Annotated in this window: 22 protein-coding genes and 1 other RNA gene; 19 read left to right on the top strand and 4 right to left on the bottom strand. The window is 28.8% G+C overall.

Annotated features, from left to right (window positions below; genetic code table 11):
* Positions 1-175: 175 nt before the first annotated feature.
* Complete coding sequence (locus WBG30_RS08150) at positions 176-2,251, bottom strand: DNA topoisomerase (RefSeq protein ID WP_424504149.1); 2,076 nt, start codon at positions 2,249-2,251, stop codon at positions 176-178.
* 232 nt (positions 2,252-2,483) lie between these two features.
* Here WBG30_RS08150 and WBG30_RS08145 point away from each other — a divergent pair, with 232 nt between their 5' ends.
* The 17 genes from WBG30_RS08145 (at position 2,484) to WBG30_RS08065 (ending at position 19,054) form a co-directional block, all read left to right on the top strand.
* Positions 2,484-3,134, top strand: a complete 651-nt coding sequence (locus WBG30_RS08145; protein WP_424504148.1) for an ATP-binding cassette domain-containing protein — start codon at positions 2,484-2,486, stop codon at positions 3,132-3,134.
* The gene (locus WBG30_RS08140; RefSeq protein WP_424504147.1) at positions 3,127-3,978 is read left to right on the top strand and encodes a permease-like cell division protein FtsX; all 852 of its coding nucleotides are present in this window, start codon (positions 3,127-3,129) and stop codon (positions 3,976-3,978) included. Before WBG30_RS08145 ends, WBG30_RS08140 begins: the two co-directional genes overlap by 8 nt.
* A gap of 4 nt (positions 3,979-3,982) precedes the next feature.
* The gene (locus WBG30_RS08135; RefSeq protein WP_424504146.1) at positions 3,983-5,101 is read left to right on the top strand and encodes a murein hydrolase activator EnvC family protein; all 1,119 of its coding nucleotides are present in this window, start codon (positions 3,983-3,985) and stop codon (positions 5,099-5,101) included.
* Positions 5,102-5,202: 101 nt separating this feature from the next.
* On the top strand, positions 5,203-5,997 hold the full coding sequence (locus WBG30_RS08130; protein ID WP_424504145.1) for an NAD(+)/NADH kinase: 795 nt from the start codon (positions 5,203-5,205) through the stop codon (positions 5,995-5,997).
* Positions 5,991-7,652, top strand: coding sequence for a DNA repair protein RecN (gene recN / locus WBG30_RS08125; protein ID WP_424504144.1), 1,662 nt, complete (start codon positions 5,991-5,993; stop codon positions 7,650-7,652). Before WBG30_RS08130 ends, recN begins: the two co-directional genes overlap by 7 nt.
* A 231-nt stretch (positions 7,653-7,883) precedes the next feature.
* Positions 7,884-8,741, top strand: coding sequence for a tyrosine-type recombinase/integrase (locus WBG30_RS08120; protein ID WP_424504143.1), 858 nt, complete (start codon positions 7,884-7,886; stop codon positions 8,739-8,741).
* A gap of 58 nt (positions 8,742-8,799) precedes the next feature.
* Entirely contained in the window at positions 8,800-9,696 is an 897-nt protein-coding gene (era, locus tag WBG30_RS08115; protein WP_424504142.1) for a GTPase Era, read from the top strand.
* Between the two features lie 190 nt (positions 9,697-9,886).
* Positions 9,887-10,492: a metallophosphoesterase family protein gene (locus tag WBG30_RS08110; protein WP_424504140.1), complete on the top strand. Its 606-nt coding sequence runs from the start codon at positions 9,887-9,889 to the stop codon at positions 10,490-10,492.
* A 9-nt stretch (positions 10,493-10,501) separates the two neighbouring features.
* Entirely contained in the window at positions 10,502-12,268 is a 1,767-nt protein-coding gene (locus WBG30_RS08105; RefSeq protein WP_424504139.1) for a hypothetical protein, read from the top strand.
* A 10-nt stretch (positions 12,269-12,278) separates the two neighbouring features.
* On the top strand, positions 12,279-13,061 hold the full coding sequence (locus tag WBG30_RS08100; RefSeq protein WP_424504138.1) for a Cof-type HAD-IIB family hydrolase: 783 nt from the start codon (positions 12,279-12,281) through the stop codon (positions 13,059-13,061).
* 129 nt (positions 13,062-13,190) lie between these two features.
* Positions 13,191-13,637 (top strand): SsrA-binding protein SmpB, encoded by a 447-nt coding sequence (gene smpB, locus WBG30_RS08095; RefSeq protein ID WP_424504137.1) that lies wholly within the window; start codon positions 13,191-13,193, stop codon positions 13,635-13,637.
* Positions 13,638-13,671: 34 nt separating this feature from the next.
* Positions 13,672-14,018: a transfer-messenger RNA gene (ssrA, locus tag WBG30_RS08090) on the top strand.
* A gap of 303 nt (positions 14,019-14,321) precedes the next feature.
* Complete coding sequence (locus WBG30_RS08085) at positions 14,322-15,413, top strand: hypothetical protein (RefSeq protein ID WP_424504136.1); 1,092 nt, start codon at positions 14,322-14,324, stop codon at positions 15,411-15,413.
* Between the two features lie 159 nt (positions 15,414-15,572).
* Positions 15,573-16,862 carry a hypothetical protein gene (locus WBG30_RS08080; RefSeq protein ID WP_424504135.1) on the top strand — a complete coding sequence of 430 codons (1,290 nt, stop codon included), beginning with the start codon at positions 15,573-15,575 and terminating at the stop codon, positions 16,860-16,862.
* Positions 16,863-17,064: 202 nt separating this feature from the next.
* Positions 17,065-17,853, top strand: a complete 789-nt coding sequence (locus WBG30_RS08075) for an AAA family ATPase (protein WP_424504134.1) — start codon at positions 17,065-17,067, stop codon at positions 17,851-17,853.
* Positions 17,835-18,302, top strand: a complete 468-nt coding sequence (locus WBG30_RS08070) for an AAA family ATPase (protein ID WP_424504171.1) — start codon at positions 17,835-17,837, stop codon at positions 18,300-18,302. Before WBG30_RS08075 ends, WBG30_RS08070 begins: the two co-directional genes overlap by 19 nt.
* On the top strand, positions 18,302-19,054 hold the full coding sequence (locus tag WBG30_RS08065; protein WP_424504133.1) for a retron system putative HNH endonuclease: 753 nt from the start codon (positions 18,302-18,304) through the stop codon (positions 19,052-19,054). The genes WBG30_RS08070 and WBG30_RS08065 overlap by 1 nt, the downstream gene beginning before the upstream one ends.
* Positions 19,055-19,110: 56 nt before the next feature.
* On the opposite strand, the gene WBG30_RS08060 is transcribed toward WBG30_RS08065, so the two are convergent.
* Together WBG30_RS08060 and WBG30_RS08055 are read right to left on the bottom strand one after the other, a co-directional pair.
* The gene (locus WBG30_RS08060) at positions 19,111-19,401 is read right to left on the bottom strand and encodes a phage antirepressor KilAC domain-containing protein (protein WP_424504132.1); all 291 of its coding nucleotides are present in this window, start codon (positions 19,399-19,401) and stop codon (positions 19,111-19,113) included.
* Positions 19,402-20,195: 794 nt separating this feature from the next.
* Complete coding sequence (locus tag WBG30_RS08055) at positions 20,196-20,576, bottom strand: hypothetical protein (protein WP_424504131.1); 381 nt, start codon at positions 20,574-20,576, stop codon at positions 20,196-20,198.
* A gap of 293 nt (positions 20,577-20,869) precedes the next feature.
* Between WBG30_RS08055 and WBG30_RS08050 the strand changes: the two genes are divergently transcribed.
* A complete protein-coding gene (locus WBG30_RS08050) occupies positions 20,870-21,532 on the top strand; it encodes a hypothetical protein (protein WP_424504130.1) in 663 nt (220 codons plus the stop codon).
* 43 nt (positions 21,533-21,575) lie between these two features.
* Positions 21,576-22,004, top strand: a complete 429-nt coding sequence (locus WBG30_RS08045; protein ID WP_424504129.1) for a lipocalin family protein — start codon at positions 21,576-21,578, stop codon at positions 22,002-22,004.
* A gap of 86 nt (positions 22,005-22,090) precedes the next feature.
* Here the strand turns inward: WBG30_RS08045 and WBG30_RS08040 are convergent, their stop codons facing one another.
* A complete protein-coding gene (locus tag WBG30_RS08040; protein WP_424504128.1) occupies positions 22,091-22,894 on the bottom strand; it encodes a hypothetical protein in 804 nt (267 codons plus the stop codon).
* Positions 22,895-23,147 lie beyond the last annotated feature (253 nt).

The raw sequence follows: 23,147 nt of genomic DNA, 5'->3' as shown, positions 1-23,147 counted from the left end.
TTTTGAAGTGTGTTAGGGACATTATGGTGGAACTAATGCTGAGGTAGTAAACTTTTCTCAAAAGGTTTACTGCCTCTTTCATTTTATATAGTTATTCCCCTCCATCTATGAGATGTAGGGGCTTTTTTTATTTAATAAATTATACCCACAAATTAAATATAGGTCACATTGCTTTTTATTCTTCTACAGGAAAATATTTTTCTAATTTTAAATTCACATATTTCCCTGTATCCTCTAATTTAAATTCAGCTGAATACATTTTTTCATTTTTACCCTTTATTTTCTTTAGAGTTATATTTTCTCCTTTTATTAATTTTTTAGCTCTGGTTTTAGATATTTTTACATCTATAGTTTTATATTTACTCTCTTTCCAAATTGTAAAATTACACGGTGGGGTATCTCTATACCCTACACATGAAAAACCCTTACTATTTTCATATATATTTTTCCCACACCTAGGACAGACCCCTATTATCTCTCGTTCTGAATCATTGTATACTTTAGGTATCTCTATATTTTGACCAATAATTCTCTGGAGTTCCTCTGTTACTAGATCGATAGTCTCTTGGATAGTGCTGTTTCCTTTATATACTTTTTTTAGAAGTTTAGAAAATTCTACAGTTTTTGTTTTATATAGATCTATATTTAATTTATCTAATGTTTCAATTACTTTTTCTCCTAGTGGTTCTAAAGAAAAATTCGACCCTTTCTGAGATACATATTCATATTTTTTAGCATTTTCTATTATCCCTGTTCTTGTAGCTTCGGTTCCTATTTCGATTCCCTTTAATATAGCCTTATACTCATCTTCTTCGGTGTCACTGTCTTTTCTAAATGGATTTTTTAAATGGGCTGCGAGTTCCCTTTCTGATACTTTTCTAGGGGGCTTAGTTTCTTTTAGTTTCTTTTGAAATTGGACTTCAAAGGTATCTCCTACAACAAAATTTGGAAGTTTATTTTCAAAAGTAGCAGGTTCATACTTATAAAATCCCACCTGTACAATACTTTCTCCTGAAAGTTTAAATTTTTCCTCTCCTACACCTATTGTGACTACAACTTTAGCTGTAATAGTTTCTTCAGCTACAAAGTTTGAAATAAAACGATTCAATATAGTTTCATAAATTATTTTTTCTCTCCCATTTAAACTATTTTTAGGAAATTTCATAGTTGGAATTATGGCACTATGACTCTCTACCTTGTCATCATCAAATATTTTTTTGGAATCTTTAAACTTTACATTATGATCCTTTGAAAGTACTTTTAGAAGTTGTTTTACCTTCCCCTTTTCATTTATAGCTAAATATTCTGTATTTGTTCTAGGATATGTGACATATCCATTTTCATATAGTTTTTGGATTATTTCTAGTGATCCCTTAAAATCTATCTTATTTTTTTTTGAAAGTTGAGATTGTAATTTTGATAATGAAAATAATTTCCCTGGTTGTTTTTTTATCTCCTTATTTTCCTTAGACAAAACTTCCCCTTTATAGGAATTTAGTTCTTCACACTTTAAATCAGCTTTTTTCTCAGCCTTTATAAGATATTTAGTACTTTTAGATAATTTAAATTTAACCTCATCTTTTTCACATTCACTCTCAAGCTGGATATATTTTTCCACAACAAACTTTTCTATAGATATATCCCTGTCATAGATAAATTTTAATACAGGTATTAATACTCTTCCCACTGGCATCAATTGACCACTTTTAAGAGTTATATATCTAGTTAAATTTATCCCGAAGAGCCAGTCCATAACAGTTCTAGAATATCCTTCAAATGCTAATTTTATATATTCTCTATCGGGTTTTATATTTTTAACTTCCTCTATAATAGTCTCCTTGGTTTGCTCTGGAAGCCATAGTCTATATACCTCTTTTTTTATCTTTGATTCTTTTATAATCCTATCTATTATTATCTGTCCCTCTCTATCAGCATCTCCACAATTAATGATCCCTTCTACATCGTCCCTCTCCATAAGATTTTTTAGGACTTTAAATTGTTCGGCTATCCCCTTGCTTTCCTTTAATTTAAATTTAAACTTCCTCGGTGTGAAGGGTAATTCGACTTCTTTCCACTTCATTTTTTTACCAAAATAATCATCTACATTTGATAATTCAAACAAATGTCCGAATGCCCAAGAAACAATATATTTTTCCCCTTCTATATATCCATTCCCTTTTTTCTTTAGTCCCAACGCATTAGCTATATTTCTTCCAAGACTGGGTTTTTCAGCTATAATTAATTTTTTCATCATTTACTCCTCTTGTTTGACCAACTAAGGGTTTCTTCTTTTAGTTTATACTTTCATTCAAATAATAATAAAGTTGTCTCTTTTAATTTTAAAGGATTGCAAGATTTAAATCAAGGAAAAAAGAAAATTGACCTTACCCTCTTAATATTGATATAATTTAATGATAAATAGGTAATTATTTTCTACCTGTAAACTTTCAATTATCAACTCTTGTTTCATAGGAGAAATCAATATGTTAAAATTTAAAAATATAACTACTAATGGAAAAAAACCACATCTTAAAAATTTAAATTTAAATGTTTTAAATGGAAAGTTTGCTCTTTTAAATTATAAATCTAAAATAGAAAAAAATAAGATGATAGACCTAATCTGTCAACTTGATACTCCACAATCTGGAGGGATAATTGTTGGAGGTAAAAACCTTTCTAAATTTAATTGCCGTTCAAAAGTAATCCAAAAAAGAATAGGTATTTGTTTTGAAGATTTCAAACTCATACAAACAAAAAATGTTCTGGCAAATGTAATTCTTCCTTTGAAGATCCATACGAAGTTGCCTCCTAATAAACTTATTGAAGTAGGTGAAAAACAATTAAAGAATTTTGGACTTTTAGATAAAAAAAATGATTTTTTAACGACTCTAAATTTAGAGGAAAAACAAAAACTTAATATTGCTAGATCTTTAATTTTAGATCCTGAATTGATTATCTTAGATAACCCCCAAATTCATTTAAAAATCGAAGAAATTGAGAGTTTAATGAAATATTTTCAAGATCTCAATAAAAATGGAAAAACCATAGTAATTTTTACCAACAATAAAAAAATTGAAAATATGATAAATTGTGACAAATATATTTTAGAGAAGGGAGCAATATCTAATGTTTAAAAAAATAAGTCAGATGAATACCGAAATAAATGAATTGATCCAAAAAAATATAACTTACTATACCCTTAGTTTCACCACTTTGATCTTTGCATTTTTATTTTTTAATATAAGTGTTATTTCTATCTACAACATCTATCAGAGTAATGAGGCTTTAACTAAAAATTATACCCTCAATGTTTATATGAATAATAACGTCTCTCAAAACAGTATTGAGAAGATAGAAAAAAACATTTTAACTCTTGATGGGATTGAACAAATTGGATATTTAAATAAAGAATTAGCATTTAAAAAATTAGCTGATCAGCTAGGTCTTAGTAACCGTGGGATAGGTAATCCTCTTTTAAATTCATTTGTAGTAAAGACTCGAGGAGAAGAAAACCTAAATAATGCAAAAGTTATCATATATGAGATCGACGGTGTAAAAGAAGTTGTAATCAATCAAAAAAGTATAACTACACTGGATGAAAAAATTAAAAGAAATAAGAAACTTATAATTGGATTACTCATAATCACACTACTTCCAATAAAAATAATGATATTTAATATAATGCATAGCAGCGTTGTCAGTCAAAACCATGATATAGAAGCAAAATTTTATCTAGGGATGGAAAAAAGAGAGATCTTAAGACCATATTACTTTATAAATAATATAAAGTTTATCTCAGCAGCTATTATAGGTAGTTTAATTTTTTTAAACCTCTATGAGTTTATCCAAAGTCAAATAGTCGAATTAAATTATATAGTTTCAACTATACAAGCTGGAATAGTTGTAGGAATCATTATTATTGTTATCAGTTTTATTTTTCCATTTTTATCTTTTAACTTAGTAAAGGTTAAGAGGTAGACCTATGAAAAAACTAATATTTTTGCTTACTTTAATAATCATAACTACAAATACATTTTCTAGTACCTTAGATGAAAAGAAAAATCAGATCAATCAGATTGAAAATGAGATAAAAAGAAAGGGTGAAGAGATCAAGCAAAACACTCAAAAGATTAATACCATTAATAAAAAAACTGAAACGGTAAAGGAACAGATAATCCGTGTAGAAAAAGAATTGAAAATTATTGAAAGTGAAAAAGAACTCCTAAAAATAAAGATTGATGTAGTCAGTAGAAAAGTAGATTATGGTAAACGAAATCTAAAATTTAGTTCTAAAGAACTCACTAATATGGAAAATGATTATGTCGCTATGCTTCAATCATGGCAGAAAAAAAAGATAACCGACGAAACCGACACCTATAACTTTAAAGAGATATTAAAGGCCAATCAAGAGAGGCAAGAGGAGATCAAAGGTGTCCAAAGTAATATAAAAAAAGTAAAAGAAGATATTGAAAAAGAGCAAAGAAATCTAAAAAAACTCCAATCTGAACTAGCTTATAAGGAACGTCAACAAGAGAGTAAAAAAAGACAACACAATAGCCTAATTGCCCAATATAATAAGGATAAAAAAATAACAACAGCTAAAACAAATCAAGCTAAAAGTACTATAACTAGCCTTCAAAAACAAAAAGTTGCAATTGAAAAAGAGATTGATAATATAATTAGAACTAGAACCAAACAACTAGGAAATGTAAATTATTCTACTGTTGCCAAAAATTTAGGAACTTTTAAAAGACCCATCTCTGGAAAAGTTGTAGTTGGATTTAAACAAGCTAAAGTAGGAGGTATCCGTAGTTCAGGACAGGAGATCCAAGGAAGATTAGGAGATCGAGTCATCTCTACAAATAAAGGAAAAGTTATTTATGCTGGCAAATTTATGAATATGGGAAAAGTTGTTATGATAGACCATGGTTACAACCTAATCACTATTTATGGAAACCTAATTTCAAACTATGTAAAATTAGGTCAAACAGTAAAAAAAGGCAGTGAAATTGGAATTTTAGGACTTAATTCAGACGGAAGATCATATCTTTATTATGAGATGAGATTTAACCTAAAATCTTCTAACCCAAACAACTTTTAGAAATATCTCAGTGTTCACTATACTAACAATTAAAATCACAGAAACTTAGAGATAAAAATAAACATCATATACTTGACCATAGGTCATACAGGGGGATAAAGATGAAAAAAAAGGTATGTATTATATATAATACCTCTAAAAAGGATGCAGTAAAATTTTATGAAGTTTCCAAAGAATTCTTCGAAAATTGCGGTGTAGAGGTCCAGACAGAGATAGAAGGATCATCCTTTGTTGTGGTTATAGGTGGTGATGGAACTCTCCTACAGGCTAGTAAAGATATAGCTAGTCACAATAAATTTGCTGTTGCTGTAAATATGGGAAGTCTTGGATTTCTTACAGATATTAGGAGAATCGAAGCCCTTCAAGTTTATGAAGATGTTCTGATGGGTAACTACAAATTAGAGGAACGACATATGTTAGAGGTCGAGGTCCGAGGAGAAAAATACACTGGACTCAACGAAGTAGTTCTAGCAAAGGGGGGAATCCTACAAAAGTTAATTAGAATTAGAGCTTCTGGGGAACACTATATCAACACCTATAGGGCAGATGGGTTAATCATCGCTACTCCTACAGGATCAACAGGTTATTCCCTTTCAGCAGGAGGACCCATCATTAGATCAAATTTAGATGTTTTATTAATTACTCCTATTGCTCCACACAATTTGAGCACTAGACCCATAATAGTAGATGGTAAAGAGGAGATAACATTAAAATTAGAAGGAAGAAACAACTCTGCCTATATAGCTGTCGATGGAGAAAACCCTATTGAAGTTACCAAGGAGGATACTATTAAGGTTAGATATTCAGATAAAAAACTAAAATTAGTTCTGCCAAAATCAAGAAATTATTATTCTGTTTTAAGAGAAAAATTAAAGTGGGGAGATAAGATATGTTAAGGGAACTTCGAATTGAAAATTTAGCAATTATAGATAAATTAGAATTAGAATTTCAAGATAAATTAATAGCTCTTACAGGTGAGACTGGAGCAGGTAAATCTATTATTCTTACAGGTATTAATTTACTTATTGGTGAAAAAACCAATATGGAGATGCTCCGAGATGGGGCTGACTATCTTTTGGCTGAAGGTGTTTTTGATGCCAATGAAAATCAAGTTAAAGAACTCCATGAAATGGGAATAGACGTAGAAAATAACGAGATAATCGTCCAAAGAAGGATGGAATCTAATGGTCGGGGAAAAGCTTTTGTAAATGGTAGAAGAGTCCCTATGAGCAACCTAAAGGAGATCATGGGAACCTTGGTAGATATCGTAGGTCAACACTCCCACCAAATGCTCCTCCATAAAGGAAATCATATAAAATTAATCGATAGGTTCTTAAATAAAGACGAACATCTCATTAAAAATGAACTAGGAGATATAGTCTCTCAGTATGAAGAGGTCCATAGACTCCTTGTTCAACTTTCAGATACAAGGAATAATATCAAAGAAAAAAAAGGTCTCTATGAATATCAACTATCTGAAATTGAAGAGATAAATTTATCTAAAAACGAAGATGAAGAATTAGAAGAAGAATATAAGATCCTTTTTAACGCTGGTAAGATAACCGAAAAACTAAAAAATTCATATTATACTATAAGTGACGGCGAAGTAAATGTAACATCTTTACTCCATAGTGTGAAAAAAAATATGGAATCTCTTTCTCAATATGGAAAAGATTATGAAGCTCTCTTTGAAAAAGTAGAAAAAATTTACTATGAAGTCGAGGATCTCACATACAATATAGAAAATATTCAAGACAGTATGGATGCAGATGAGTATAGACTCAATGCTGTGGTAGACAGATTAGATAAAATAAATAGTCTAAAGAAAAAATATGGAGAAAATATATCAGAAATTTTAGAATACCGAAATAAAATAAAAAAAGAATTGGACCTTTTGGATGAAAGTGATTTTGAGGAAAAAAAATTAAATAAAAAAATCGGGGAACTTCTAAAAAAATATAAGGAAGTAGCTTCTAAACTTTCCGCTATTCGTAAGGCCAAAGCTAAATTAATCGAGGAAAATTTAACTTCTGAACTGATATATTTAAATATGAAAGACGCTAGATTTAAAGTCGATTTTAAAGTTGATGAAAAGATCTCTAGAACTGGGATGGATATAATAGAATTTATGATCGCTCCTAATCTAGGTCAGGAGATGAAACCTCTTGCCAAAGTAGTTTCTGGTGGAGAGATGAGTAGAATTATGTTAGCTCTAAAGGTTATATTTTCTGCTGTAGACAATGTTCCTATACTGGTATTTGATGAGATCGATACAGGAGTAGGAGGAGAAACAGTGAGAAAGATCGCTGATAAACTATATGATATTGGTGAAAATGCACAAATCATATGTATAACTCACTCCCCTGCAATTGCAGCTAGAGCAAGCCAGCAATTTTATATTAAGAAAAAAAATGTTGGTGGAAAAACCATAGCCACAGTAAAAAATCTAAATCCAGAAGAGAGAATAGATGAGATCGCACGAATGCTAGCAGGAGATCAAGTCAGCGAAAGTGTAAAAAATCATGCAAAAGATCTATTAAAAGGTAATTGATAATTAAATAAAGCTTTTGACGCTGACTTTAATAGACTAAAAAAACGACTATTAACTATTAAAAAAGTCAGGGTTTAAAAGTCAGAATTTAGTCTGCATCGAAATAATCAGAGAAGATTGATGATACATTTCATTTTTTTCATTAGATAATAAAGAAAGTTAATATTCGTATAAATTTGGTGGCAAAAAATGTTTCGTTATTAGTTTCGCAAAATACAATTGGAGGATTAGATGCTTAACAAAGTGCCAGGATTTAAAAAATTTGAAACACATATGAAAGACAGTAATTTTAGTTATAACAGTTGCGAAGCCTACAAAAAAGATATAGATGATTTTTTTATTTTTAGTAGATATAAACCTCTAAATGAAATAGTAGAAGAGGATATCTTAAACTTCATAAAAGACCTAAAAAAAGTCTATTCTAATAATAGTATCAATAGAAAAATAATATCTATTCGAGGATATTTAAAATATTTTTACAAAAATGGTATAATTGATAGTCTGCCCATGGAAAAGATAAAAAATCTTCCTCCTGAAAAAAGAACTTTAGAAATACTTAGTTTAGAAGAAGTTAATAAATTGAGAGAAGTTATGGATGACTCTCCAAAAGAATACAGAGATAATATCATCTTGGACATCCTCTATGATACTGGTATTTTAATATCAGAACTCTTAGACCTTCGATGTGAAGATATAATCTCAGAAAATTATAAGGTTATCACTCAAATTAAAGGTATGAAGATAAATAAGATTCCTTTAGATAACTCTTTAAGTACTAGATTACAGATATTTATAGAAGAAAAAAGAGATCTTTTAAGAAATAAAAATACCAAGATATTTTCTAGTATTTCTAGACAAAATTATAGGGCTAGACTTATAAAATATGGGAAAAGAGCTAACTTTGATAGAGAAATATATACTCATATGATCAGAAACTCTGTCCTAAAAAACATTTTAGACACAGAGGGAGCCCATGTTGTAAAGGATAGGATGGGATACTCTACCATTCAAAATACCAGCCTTTATAGTAGTAGAAATACCCAGCAGATTAAAAAGATATATATGGAGATAGGAATCGGAGATAAGTAGGGGTAATTCATGAATTATCCCTAACTAAATATATAATTAATAGAATAAAGGAGAATTAATGAAAGCAGGATTTATTGCAGTAGTAGGAAGACCAAATGTAGGAAAATCTACATTGATGAACAAAATCGTAAATGAAAAGGTAGCCATAGTTTCGAATAAAGCAGGAACAACTAGAGATTCAATCAAGGGAATATTAACTATACAAGATACACAATATGTATTTATTGACACCCCAGGAATCCATAAACCTAAACATCTTTTAGGTGAACATATGACCAATACAGCTATCAGTGCACTTAGAGAAGTAGAGGCAGTTATGATGGTATTAGATGGAACTCAAGAGATCAGTACAGGGGATCAGTTTGTTTTTGATAAAATTATGAAAGCTCCTAATACTCCTAGAATTGCAGTTATAAATAAAATTGACCTTATGACAGACGTAGAGATCGAAGAAAAAATCGGTGAGATCAAAGCAAAATTAGGAGATTTCCATAAAATCGTAACTATGTCAGCTGAATACGCTATCGGTATCCCTAAATTATTAGAAGCTATCGATCCATTTTTAGAAGAAGGAATCATGTACTATCCAGAAGATATGTATACTGATATGCCTATGTATAAGATGATTATAGAGATAGTAAGGGAAAAAATATTAATTAGAACTAGAGATGAAATCCCTCATTCTATAGCTGTTGAAATCATCAATGTAGAGAGAAGAGAAAACGGTAAGGATAAATATGATATCAATATTTATGTTGAGAGAGATTCTCAAAAAGGAATAGTTATCGGTAAAAAAGGTGCTCTTTTAAAAGCTGTTGGTACCGATGCTAGAAAAGATATAGAAACTTTACTCGAGAAAAAAATATACTTAAATCTTTGGGTTAAAGTTAAAGATAAGTGGAGAAAGAAAAAACCATTCCTAAAGGAAATGGGGTATAACTTAGACGAATTATAAGAAAAAATGATCTATCAAACAGACATAATTTTTTAATTTGTTTAAATAATAATAAAAGGAGGATTTTTCCTCCTTTTTTGCTAATACTTATAAATTAACCACCAATTGTTTTAATCTTAACAACTTTGAAGAATAATTTTTTATTTCATGATAATTCGTGACAAAATTTGGAACAAAAAGGGAGGAGAAAATGGGTAAAAAATATAAGATACTTATCATCAGTGATACAGAAATCTTGGGACAATATCCCATGGATAAATTAAAAAAAATGTTTTTTGATGTTGATTTTATAATTTCTGCTGGGGATCTAGGAAATGATTATTTAGACTATCTTTTTACTACACTCAACAAAGATATCATCTATGTCAATGGAAATCATGTCTATAAAAAGGGGCACGATATCTCATTTTGTAAAAATATCGATGGAAAAGTTCTAAAATATAAAGGTTTAAAAATATTTGGTTTAGGTGGTAGTAAAAAATATTCTTACCAAGAAAATCAATATTCAGAATTTGAAATGACCCAAAGGATAGTTTTAAATTTAGGCTATCTTTTCTTTGGGAACCTCGATATCATGGTGACACATACTCCTCCAAGGAGAGTTAATGATCGAGAAGATTTTACACATCAAGGGTTTGAAGTTTTTCATAAAATTTTAAAGTATTTTAAACCAAAATTATGGATTCATGGACATATTCATCTAGTTTCCCATATGGATACCCAAGAAACTACCATAGGAAATACTCGAATTATCAATGCCTATGGATATAAAATTATAGAATATATGAAAAATTAGGAGGTTTTTATGAATAATTCATATATCCAAGAAGAAGCTAAAAATGCTTATGATAAATTTGTCGGAAAAGGGAAAATATTAGGGATCTCAGTAGGCCATAGAGAAAATTTGAAAAAGTTTTCAGATATGCAAAAAGAACTATTAGCCTATAATAATTCTTCTTTAGGACTTCAAAATGTCCCCCTCTCTAAAATTGTAGGGAGTGTACAAAAAACAGAAGATTTTAGGAAAGGTTTTATTCCTAAAAACAGCATTGTAAAGATCAGATGGTGTAATATTTATATTGAGATGCTAGGTGATTTTAAACTTCCTCCAGTTGAGCTTTATAAAATAAGGGATGAATACTATGTCTACGACGGTAACCACAGAATCTCTGTGGCTAATTTTCTAAATTTTTCATCTATAGAAGCAATAGTAACAGAATTTTTTTCAGGAAAAGATACTGAAGAAGATCTAAACTATAGAGAAAAATTTAATTTTATCAAGCAAACTCAACTAAATCTTGATCTCACAGAGAGTGGAGACTATAAAAAACTCCTACAAGATATTGAAAGTTTAGAAGGTCAAGGTAACCTTATTGAAATATCTAAATATTGGTATCAATATATATATACGCCAATTATAAAGGTTTTAGAGTTTAATGGAATATCTTTAGAAGAAAGATTAGAAAGTGACCTCTATATCAATTTTTTAGAGCATAGAAGATATTTGATCAATAACACTAAAAAACATGATTATTCCTATGCTTTAGTAGATTATCTGAATATGATCTATCTACAAAAAAAATATACAATCCAGACTCAAATTAAGATAAATCGTTATATAGATTCCCTTATTAGAAGACTCTATAAATTAGATAAAGAAAAGTCTATGGACAAAACTCAAAAAAATAAGCTATCAGATCTTCGAAAATTAATTAGAGGAGATTTTACCGACGAACTCTATTTTTCCAAAGTCATTAGAAGAGATATAAAATCATGGTATTATACAAAAGTTCTAACAACTCTTGATATTTTCAGTGATAAATCTAGATTATTTGAGAAATCTAAATGGATTCAAAAAAAACAGCTTAAATTATATCGAGAACTAAAAGATTATATGAATTATTATAAGAAAAATTATTCAAATGCCTCTACAAGGGAAGGAATTTTGGACTATATATTAGAGGTTTTAATCCCTACATTTGAGTACCTTTCGTATAAAAAAATAGATGAAGATGAATTTACAGCACAATACTTTAAATTCAGTCATAGAAAAATTAAATTTTTAAAAAATGGAAAAAATACAAGTTTAGAAGAGTTGGAAAGCCTCTACCTAAATATCGGAACGGAAAGTTCTACTATTCAAGACTGGCTCTCTAAAACATTAAAAAAAGAAAAAACTTTCAAAGGAAATATCCTCAAAGGAGTCAAAGAACTCCTCCTTATAAAAGGACAGGATGTAGAAACTTTTGGTGAATTAATGGATCTTTACGAAGGAACTACTAACTATAAAACTATATTACATATAAAAAAACAAATATGGAATTTTGTAGAGCTTAATCCTTCTCATGATTGGGTTAAAGAAAAGTTTGCTATTGATTTAGAAAAATTAACACACAATAAAGAAGGTCTAAAGTTTTTTAAAACCGAAAGATTTATGCACTTTATCAAGGATAAATCAAATACTTATACCATCATTGACTTTTATATGGATATCATCCATTATAAAGAAAAGAATAATATAGAAAATACAACAGATATAGATACATTACTGATGCAATATATTAATAGATAGGAGGATATAAATGATAAAGGCAATTGTGCTAGATCTTGATGGAACATTATTAAATAATGCTCATGAGATCAGTGAAACAAATAAAAAAGTACTGAAAAAATTAGAGAGTAAAGGAGTAAAAATATTTTTAGCAACTGGTAGAAGTTATGAATCTATGAGGTCATATCACAAAGAGCTTAACTTAACAACTCCTGCTATATGTTATAATGGAGCCAAAATAATATCTCATGACGGAAGCGTAAAAGAATATTCAATAAAAGAAAGATCTCTAAAAACACTTATAGATGTTTCAAGGGAGTATAAAACTCATTTAAATATATATCAACATGAGATCTGGTACTCTGAAAATATTGAAAATAAAGAAACGGAAATATATAAAGAAATCTCAGGATTAATACCAGTAGAAAAAGATTTTGATCATTTGGATGAGATGTTTTCTACAAAAGCCCTCTATGTGGGAGAGCATGAAAAACTATTAAAGATAGAAAAAGACATAAATAATAGATTAGGAGATAGTGTTTATACTACTTTTTCAAGACCATTCTTCTTGGAAATTTTAGATGGAAATGTCAACAAAGGTACCGCTCTGAGAAATATTATGGAGACTGAAAATATTCCCCTATCTCAAGTTATAGCTTTTGGAGATGGATTAAATGACAAGGAAATGTTAGAAACAGCTGGAATTGGAGTGGCAATGGATGGTGCTTTTGATGAACTAAAGACAGTTGCTGATCATGTAACTACCTCTAATAATGAATCAGGAGTAGGAGAATTTTTGAAGAAATACTTATAGCTCTTTATTCGATGATCTTATAACAGAGATTGAAAGGGATCTCTAATAATCCCTTTCAAAATGAGGGAAGTAGAAGTTGTAAAATCTAAGTATCTATAGTATAATACCCTAGTAGAATGAGGTGATATTATGGCATTGGCTAAAAACAAAAAAGCGTTTCATGAATATTTTATAGAAGATAGACTTGAAGCTGGAATAGAATTAATTGGTAGTGAGGTAAAATCTATAAAGGCCAGTCAAGTTAGTATAAAAGAAGCCTTTATTAGAATAATAAATGGAGAGATCTTTATTATGGGTATGAGTGTAGTTCCCTGGAACTTTGGGAGTGTATATAACCCTGAAGAAAGAAGAGTAAGAAAACTTCTTATTCATAAAAAAGAAATTGCAAAACTTCATGAAAAAGCATCTCAAAAAGGGTACGCTATAGTACCTATCTCAGTATACCAAAAAGGTGCAATGATTAAGATCGAGATAGCTTTAGGTAAGGGTAAAACAAACTACGATAAAAGAGATACCCTAGCAAAAAAAGATGCAAAAAGACAGATTGACAGAGCTCTTAAAGATTCATATAGATAATATATATGACTTTAATATAAAGATTCAACATTACGGGAGTGCACTGGTTTCGACAGGGGCATCAGATTATAGGAAGCAAGTCAGGTTGATCGCTGTGAGAGGTCAAACCCATTTTTAAATGGAAACGAAAATTACGCAATAGCTGCCTAATAGTGCAGCGTGTTCTACCTTCCTAAGGCCTGTGCAGGCTGGTAGAACATAACTAACATCAGGCTTACCAATGGTTTCGTCATTAGACCTGCGGGACATCTTTAATTGACTGGTATAGGCTAGTCCTGTTCGTGAGACGAGTTTATACGAGACTAATTCATGAAATAAACTTGTAGAAACCTATGATACTGGTGTTCTTGGACACGGGTTCAATTCCCGTCACTTCCACCAACAAATCCACGACTGCAAATGTTCTAGAAGTTTGTAGGAGTTTTAAATAGTGAAAGACAATACTTTAGGGTATTGTCTTTTTTTAGAAAAAATATTCATAATAACATATAAAATAGAAAGATATCGTACTACAGGTTTTAACAGGAGAAGGTGATTAAAATTTATAAGTTTGAAGTCATTATCAAATTATTAGTAATTTTTTTACTTTATTATATAGTTTATTTTATAAAAAACAACTTCAAGTCAAGTAAACTATATAGATATTTTTATAGGGAAAAAAATAAAAAACTTTTTTTAAAGAAAATGCTAGAAACAGATGAAGAGCAAAAAGAACTTGACGATTATTTATGCAAAATTGAAATCTTTGATGTATTTTCAAATAAGCAAATGAGTGACCTTATAAAAAGCATCAATAAATTAGACAATAACAAATTTAAAGTTAAGTCATACTATAGAAATAAAGTTATAGGAGAATATAGTTATGTAAATGCTTTTAATGGATTAGGGGGATGGGGAGTAATCGCAGATATTATCCCTAAAAATGAAAAACATATTTCTAAAATAAGTATAGTAAAGACACAATTAAATAATAAAGAAATATTTATTAAGTTTAAAGTTGAGTTATTTCCAAAAGAAGTAGATTTTTTTCTTAAAAAATATTTAAAACTTTTAGAATCATGGGATATACCATCTATGAATGGTTTAGATCCTTCGATGTATGAAAGAGAAGAACAAAGATGTTATTTTAATTTATACCAGTATTATTTGAAAAGTATTTTAAAATTGGCTTATGGAAAAGAATATATATTACCTAAAATAATGTATATTTATTCCAAAGAATTAAATTTAGAAGAACTAGAGGACGATGCCTTTACGGAAACATACATATCAAAAAATTCTAACAACCTGATAAGGCGTATATTGATTGAAGATGATTACAGTCTTTATTCTATTTCTAATAAAAGCTTTGAAAATATAGATGTATTAAGCTATTTAAATAACGAACTATATTATAGTTTTTTTTCTGAAATAGAAAAATATGAGTTTACAAAAAGAATAAATAAATACTTTAGTGGTGTCAAAAAATCCATACAATATAAAGATTATTTATGGTTAATAAATAAGACTAGAAACTTAGAAAATAGTGATGATGAAAGAACGAAGACTAACAATCATTATAGTAAAGAAGAAATAAAACTAAGAGATTTTATAATTGGAAAAGGTGTTCAAAAAGAATATTTTTCAAAAAAATATAAAAATTCATATAAATATCTTTCTTCTATCTATTCTCAACAGAAGGAGATTTTTATTATTAAGATAGCAATTAGAACACTTATGGCTACTCTCGTTGGAATAGGGATAACTATTTATTTGTCTTTAATCACAAAATCGTAATTTCCTAAGAAAAAAATATATTAATATAGGTATTAATGGGAGTTTTAAATAGAGAAATGAGTTAGGCAATTGTCTGACTCATTTTTTATATACTTCTTTGACTTCTTTTTTTTAGAAGAGTATAATCACTAGTGAAATGAAGAATTCTAGGGGGGGAAAATGAAATTAAGTTTTGAAAAATACATTGAAACAGAAAATTTAACAAAAGAAAGCTTAGAGCTTTATAAAGAGGGAATTGTCTGCTATAAGGCTGGAGCTTATAGGGCTTCTCTTATAATGACATATTTAGCTTTTTTAGAAAGTATAAAAAATAAAGTTATGATTGCTGAGAAACCGACAGGAGTTATAGATAGCGTCTGGGGAAAGATAAGAAATAAAATACAAAAAGAAGATGAATGGGATAAAAATACTTTTGAAGTATTGACTCAAGAAGATTTACAAATTAAAAACGGAACAGAAACAATAAAGAAAAAAATTTTTACTTTATCTGGATCTTTGAAAAGAGAATTAGAATATTGGAGAGATAGGAGAAATGATTGTGCTCACTATAAAAAAAATCAGATAACAAGTTCACATATAGAATCATTTTGGAGCTTTATTAATTCAAATTATAAAAAAATAAATATGTATGGAAGTAGAGATGCATTATTAAAAAAATTAGACGATTATATAAATCTAAATATTAAGATCAGTGACCAAAGAATTAAAGATATATTAAAAAAAATAAGCCAAGAAATAAAAAATGAAAGTGAGGCAGAAGAAGTAATTTTAGCAATAGAACTTCTAATGAAAGGAGATGATAATCCTTGGTTCCTTTATGAAGATAAAATGGAAGACATATTATGCTATTTAGTTGATTTAGGTAATGAAAATATGATAAAAGGAATTGAAAAGCACCTTAATTCTAAGGGAAGTATTGTATCTTTTTTAGAAAAAGATATTCAAAACTTAATTAAATTAAAAATTTCAGATAGTTTAATATTAAAATTATGGAAACAAGAATTAGATAAAATTCAAAAAAATGAATTATGTGCATTAGTTTCTTTATTGTTGACCAATGACTTAGTGATAGAAAACGATAAGGAAGAATTTAAAAAAGAAGTTGCAAACTACCTAATTCATACAAGCTTAAGTGAATTTGAATTTAAAATTTTAGAAGATAACGGAATACTAGAAGTGTTTTTAAACTCTAAAGTTTACGGTTGCTATGATTTCAATAGATGGAATTGGCATAATAGTTTCATATTTTATTTATTAGAGAAAACAAAATCACTAGAGTTATTAAAAGAGATAATGAAAGTTACAAAGCATACATATTCTCCAAATAGAACAGTAGAAACATTAGGAGAAAAGTTAGAAAATGAAGATTGGAAAAGAGATATGAGAAAACTTTATGAAAATACAGGAGAAGAGCCAGACTCTTTACTCGCAGAAAGTGTAACTGAGTAAGTACACACGTTCTAGAAATTTGTATGAGTTTTAGATCATAGAAGGGGTTATGCAATTGCTTAACTCCTTTTTTAGTTGGGTTTTTCCTATATTTGTTTCATTTTAATTTTATTTTAACTAAACTTTAATTTATTTTATAAAAGTAGTACAATATATTTAAATAAAAAATTAAATATATTGTACTACTTTTATAGGGGGGAAAATGGAAAATTATATTGAAAACTTACATGTCAAAGGATTTCGCCTTTTTGAAGAACTCAATGTTAAATTTAATAGGAGATTTAACTTTATAGTAGGACCTAATGGATGTGGGAAAACATCGTTATTAAGAGCATTAGCATCTGCTTACTCACATACTAACTTCTGTGACTCAAGGCTTAAAGATAATTTTGAAGTTTGGTCTGACGTAGTTTTAAATAATGAAAAAAGAAGGTTTGGAGCTAAACATAGAAAAGGAAAAGTCTTAGAAAAACATTATCGTTCTAATCCAAGATTAGACTGGGAATACCCTCCAAAAGAACTCGATGTTAATAAAGTAGAACTTTCTTTAAATAATAAAGAATACTGTCCTTTATTTTTAGGAGCTTACAGAAGGATTGAATATAAACAAATTAGTGGAATGGTAAGAGAAGAAAATTACCAAGATAGTAGAAGAAAATATTTACAAGAGTCTTCATTAAATTTAAGCGGAGGGAAATTACCTGATGTAAAACAATGGATGATTAATAGGTATTTTCAGATTGAAAAAGAATGGGCTAAAATAGAAAAGGAAAATTGGGATTGGCTGATTACAAATTTTAATGAAATAACTCCAAAGGATTGGGATTTTAGTTTTAGTAAAATTCAAAGAGACCTAGAACCAATGTTTATACTTAATGGAAATGAGTGTTATTTAGAGGAACTATCAGGAGGGTTTCAATCAATTCTTTCTACTGTTTTTGCTATCTTTGAATGGATTGAGAAAACTAATGAATCTATAATATTTCTGTAAAAGATGCTAAAGGAACTGTTGTAATTGATGAATTAGATGCTCATATTCATCCAGAATGGCAATTAATGATTAAAAAAACTCTTTGTAAAATGTTTCCTAAGTTACAATTCATTATAACGACTCACTCACCTCATATAATTTCAAGCGCTGAAGCAGGTGAAGTAATTATCATGAATAAGGATTCCAGAAACGCTACTCTTGAACCTAGTTCTAAATCTTACTCGGGATGGAGTACAGATAATATTTTAGAAGATATAATGGCTGTAAATAATCTTGAAAATAAAAAGTATAATTTACTTATAAATAGAGCATTAGATTCGGTAGAAAGTAAAAATTCTACTAAGCTCTTAGAGGATATAGTTGAATTAAAAGAAGTATCACACCCTAATGATCCAATAGTAATGAGCTTAGAAATAAAGTTAGCAGGATTAAAATTAGGTGATGCTTAATGATAAAGTTAAATAGACCAACTAAGCCGACTCTTTTACAAGAAAAAGAAGAAGAATGGAAAAAAACACTCTTAGAAGCTATTGAAAAGTATGGAAGCTATAAAAAAATTCCTAGCACCGAAAAAAGTAATTTGATAAAACATTATAAAGAAGATGAAATAAGAATTCCGCTATTCAAAAGCACTAATAATAAATGTTCTTTCTGTGAGTGTTATCCTGCAGAAGGTGGAGATGTTCAAGTAGAACATTTTAACCCTAAATCACTTTACCCAGAGGAAACTTTTGCATGGGAAAATTTAATGCCAATTTGTCTGAAGTGCAATAGAAAAAAATCAAACCATGATACAAAGTTAGAAAGTTTAATTAATCCTTATTTAGAAGACCCAGAAGATTTTTTAGATTTTGATTCATTAAGAATAGTTGCAAAAACAGATTCTTTAGATAAAAAAAAATCAAGAAGGAGCATAGACACATATAATTTGAATAGAGTTCCTTTATACACTCCAAGAGCAATTTTACTAGTATCTCTTCATGAATATGAAAATATTTTAGATAAACATTTAGATAAAGTAGAAGAATTAAAACAAAAAGCAAAAATATTAGAAGAAATAGAAGAATTAGAAGATTCTTTGTATAAGATAGAAAACTTACAGAAAAATACTTCAAAATATTCATTTTTTGTAAAGAATTATTTACAAAAGAGTAAAAGTTATAGAGACGCAACATTAATTTTAAAGCAGCATAGAGATTAAAAAATGAAAAGAGTTAATATAGTGAGCACATAGGAAATAACCCCTATGTGCTTTTTCTATACTCCTAATATCTTCTTCATCTTTTTGAACAAAAAAATCTCACCTTTCCCAGTAAGCATAGGCTGATATATAACCCTCCCATTGATAACTCTAGTAATCACTTCAAAATATCCTCTATCGAGATAGCATTGATAAGGTCTATTTTGACTACTAAGAATACCGTTAAATCTCATTTCTTGAAACAGCTTCTTTTGTCCTAATCCAAGAGTACCATAAGTAGTCTTAGTAAAATCATTAATAGAAAATCTTCCATACCCTTTTTTGTCGCAGATTAAAACAGATTTCAAGAATCTTCAGCACAAAGCAAAGAGATAAAGAGTTATAGTAAAACTTTTTTTGAGCCTGACTAAGGTCTGAATTTTATTTTGACTCTAATTCTTTTTCTGGATGTTACTCTACTTCTCAGTAGATATCTTGCGAGTTTCGTCGTGCCCATTATGCCCGTCAGGCATCCCACTCAGAAACGGGGATCCATGGTCTCACCCCTATAACATTATTTAGAAAAAGTGAGCTTTTCTTTCCTCTATTTCTTTTGCTCATGAAAAGAAACAGAGCCGTATTAAAGAGGGACTCTTTAGAACTTTATTTTGCCACTGATCACACAGAAAAATATCTGATCTACACAGATTAAAAATATTTTTCATTTTCGGTTAAAATTTGCTTTTATTTATGTAATCGGCGACAAAATCCTCACTTTTCCCTTCATTGTACATTGTCAATTGTACATTTTAATTATTCTCTCTAGTTCTCCTCCTAAGCCTTCCTAACTCTCTCCCTTATAATCACATAGGTTATCCCCTTAAAACTCAAACTTCGACCCTATTAATCCATTGGTACTATTGAGATAGAGAGCTAACAAATGGCTTAGTCCAATGAGAGGACTAAAAGACCACTGGTTGGTCTAAAGGTCCATTCAGTGGTCTTATTTTAGGTGGAAAATTAGGTGAATTTACAACATTCTAAATACAGTCATAATCATACAAATCCTTAACTATAAATATTTTTCAAAAAAAGAAAAACTTAATCTCCAGATTAAGTTTTTCTTTTCCAATTTTATAAGTCTAAACTTCATAATTATAATTTAGTCTGAATTTCTTTCCTCTCCCTGCCTTTTAAGTTCCTTATCCATCTTCCTAAAATTTGTTTGAAGAGAATTTAATCTTAATTCTATAGAATTTAATATCCAGAACTGAAAATGGTTAACCTTTTGCTGTTCATGGATCATCCATGCTATTTTTATGGAAACTAATAGTACTCCTAACTCTATGGAAAGATTAAATGGAATATAGTGTAAAACTCCACCGGCAAAGAATGAAAGTACAACAAATACAAGAAAAAGTCCATTAAAGATTTTGTGATTTCTACTACTGTGAGTAGCTCCTATACTTCCTATGAGTTTTTTTATTTTTTCCTGTTCCTTCTTATAGTTTTCCATTTCATGTTTTAAAAATTTGTCATCCATAGCCCGCCCCCTTTGATCTATATTGTAAAAATTATTCTATTTTTTAATTAAAATATCATATTAAAACTATTTTAACCTTTTTTTCTGATTTTTTCAAAATTTTAACCTTTTTTACACTTTTCAATTTTCTATTTTCCAATAATAATTCAAAAAAATACTTTAAATTAAAATTTATAATCGATGAGCTCTTGGAAACATTTCATATGATTATATGTTAAAGTCTGTTAAAATGATTAATGTAGTTAATTTTAAAATTGATTCAGATTTTATAAATATAAAAAGGAGAATATCTTATGAATACACTTGGAAAAATTATCAAATCATATATTTTTTATACATTATGTGCCCTAGGAATTAGTTTAAGTATAATTGCTAATGTAGGTGTAAGTAGCTTTAATTCAATGAACCTATCGCTAGCAAATGCCAATGATATTAAAATTGGGACAGTAACTATTTTTTTCAATATTACATTTTTACTTATATATATGATCTTAACAAAATTTGCATATAAATATAAGTATTTAATACAAGCATTCTCTGTATTTATGTTTGGAACGCTTATTAACTACTTCACCTACAATATCCTAGGGGGTATAACTGATCTTAGTTATATTCAAGGAATTTTTGTCTTTACTGGAGGAACCCTTATAATTGGATTATCCATCGGTATGATAATTCACTATAACATCATCACTTTTCCTATGGAAAATCTATGTATAAAAATTTCTGAAATGAGTAAAATTTCTTTCATTAAATTAAGGTATTCTGTTGATATAATCTCAGTGTCAATTTCAATAAGTGTTTCTCTAATGAATGGATTACCTATATACGTTAGGGAAGGTACACTAATCAGTATAATTTTCTTATCTTCAACTATAAATTTTTCCAAAAACTATGCTGAAAAGAAAAAGAAAGATAAAATTCTACCTTTTCCAGAAAACTTTAAAAATACTTAGCTGGTTGTGAAAATTATAAAAAATTTGATTTTAGGAGGGATTTATGAGAAAAATTTTAATAAGAGTAATTATATTTATCTTTTTTATAGCTGTAATCATTGGTTTAGTTGGTATGTATAAATTTAATGTTTTACAAGATGATATATACATAGAAGGAGCATCTCTTACTATAGAGGACCAAAATACATATCTTTTAGGTTCATGGATAGAGCCAATACCAGGAAATGAAAAAGAATTTCAAGGATTCACTTTAAACAGTGATGGTACAGCTCAGTCTATAAATATGGCTACACTTCAATATCAAAAATGGCAATTTAAAGATGGAAAACTTATTCTCACAGCCAAAAGTACTGGGAATAAAACTTCTTCTGTAGGAGAAGAGGTCTATACAGTAATATCAGTTAATGAAAATTATCTTTTTTTAAAAAACAGAGAAATTCAATTTATATATAAAAAAAGACAACCCCTGTAGAATACAGAAATCATCTTTTAACAGCATATTAATCATATCTTTTTTTAGAAAGGGTACGACTTAGAATGTTCCTACCCTCATGTAAATCACATTGAAAGTTCTTTTATAAAGTTAATAGTTGCTTCATTATTTTTACTATCATATTCTAGCTCTAGCACTACTACGTTATCATACTCTAGAGTTTTGTAGATATCTCCGTTGCTATATTTTTTATTGCATATATTTTCAGTTGCATTAAATGAGTTATTTTTTTTGAATATAAGCTCTTGAAGATCTTCGTAGAAATATGCAAAAACATCTTCTTCTGCAAGGGATATAAAACCTACTTCATCAACTGTCTCTTCCAAAAGGTCCCCTTTATGATTAACAACAAATTCATTTCCCTCCCTTGTTACAGGAAGTATTATCAAATAGTCATTTTTACTGAGGTAAATATCTAACTGAGAAATACGAGATCCAGTCCATTTAAAATCTACATTTTGTAAACTCCATCCAAATTTCTTTAATTCATCAAAATTTTCAAAATTTTCAATTGTTTTTCTATTTAGAACTTCAAACTTCATCCTCATATCATTTCTTAAGCTACTCTCTAAAAGAAATACAGTTTTATTTATATCTTTCCATTTGTTAGCAAACTCTATAAACAGAGTCTCTGCCTCATCAAGGGAAATAAATCTTTCCAATTTATAAGCCTTTCTTCTTTTGGCCATATTTATTTTTTCGTTTTTAAATTTTGACAAAATATATCTTAATTTATTACTAGAATTTTTGCCTATTCCTTTTTTATCTAGGATTTTTAAATCCTCCATAGAAAGTCTAAAATTAGCTACTTTTAACACTTCTTCTTTTGGCTTTCTCCCAGCACCTAAACGTGCTCCTCCCTTTGACATTTGCATCCTCCCAATATTAAAAAACAGTAACACCATTTAATTTATCACACTGCATATTTATTGTCAAACAAATTCAACCTTAGAATGACGTTATCAAATAAACCATGTAATACTCTACCGCTATTTTGTTCTCAGTAACTGATTATCTCATAAAGATACTGACAACAAAATAGCTGTAATTTAAAATTAGAGCACAGGAAATGTTTCCGTTCCCGATGCTCCATGATAATTTAAATTAAAACTTAAATTTTAA

This window comes from Psychrilyobacter sp. (assembly GCF_049671765.1).
Taxonomy (GTDB): Bacteria; Fusobacteriota; Fusobacteriia; order Fusobacteriales; family Fusobacteriaceae; genus Psychrilyobacter.
This window is presented reverse-complemented; position numbering and strand designations above follow the sequence as displayed.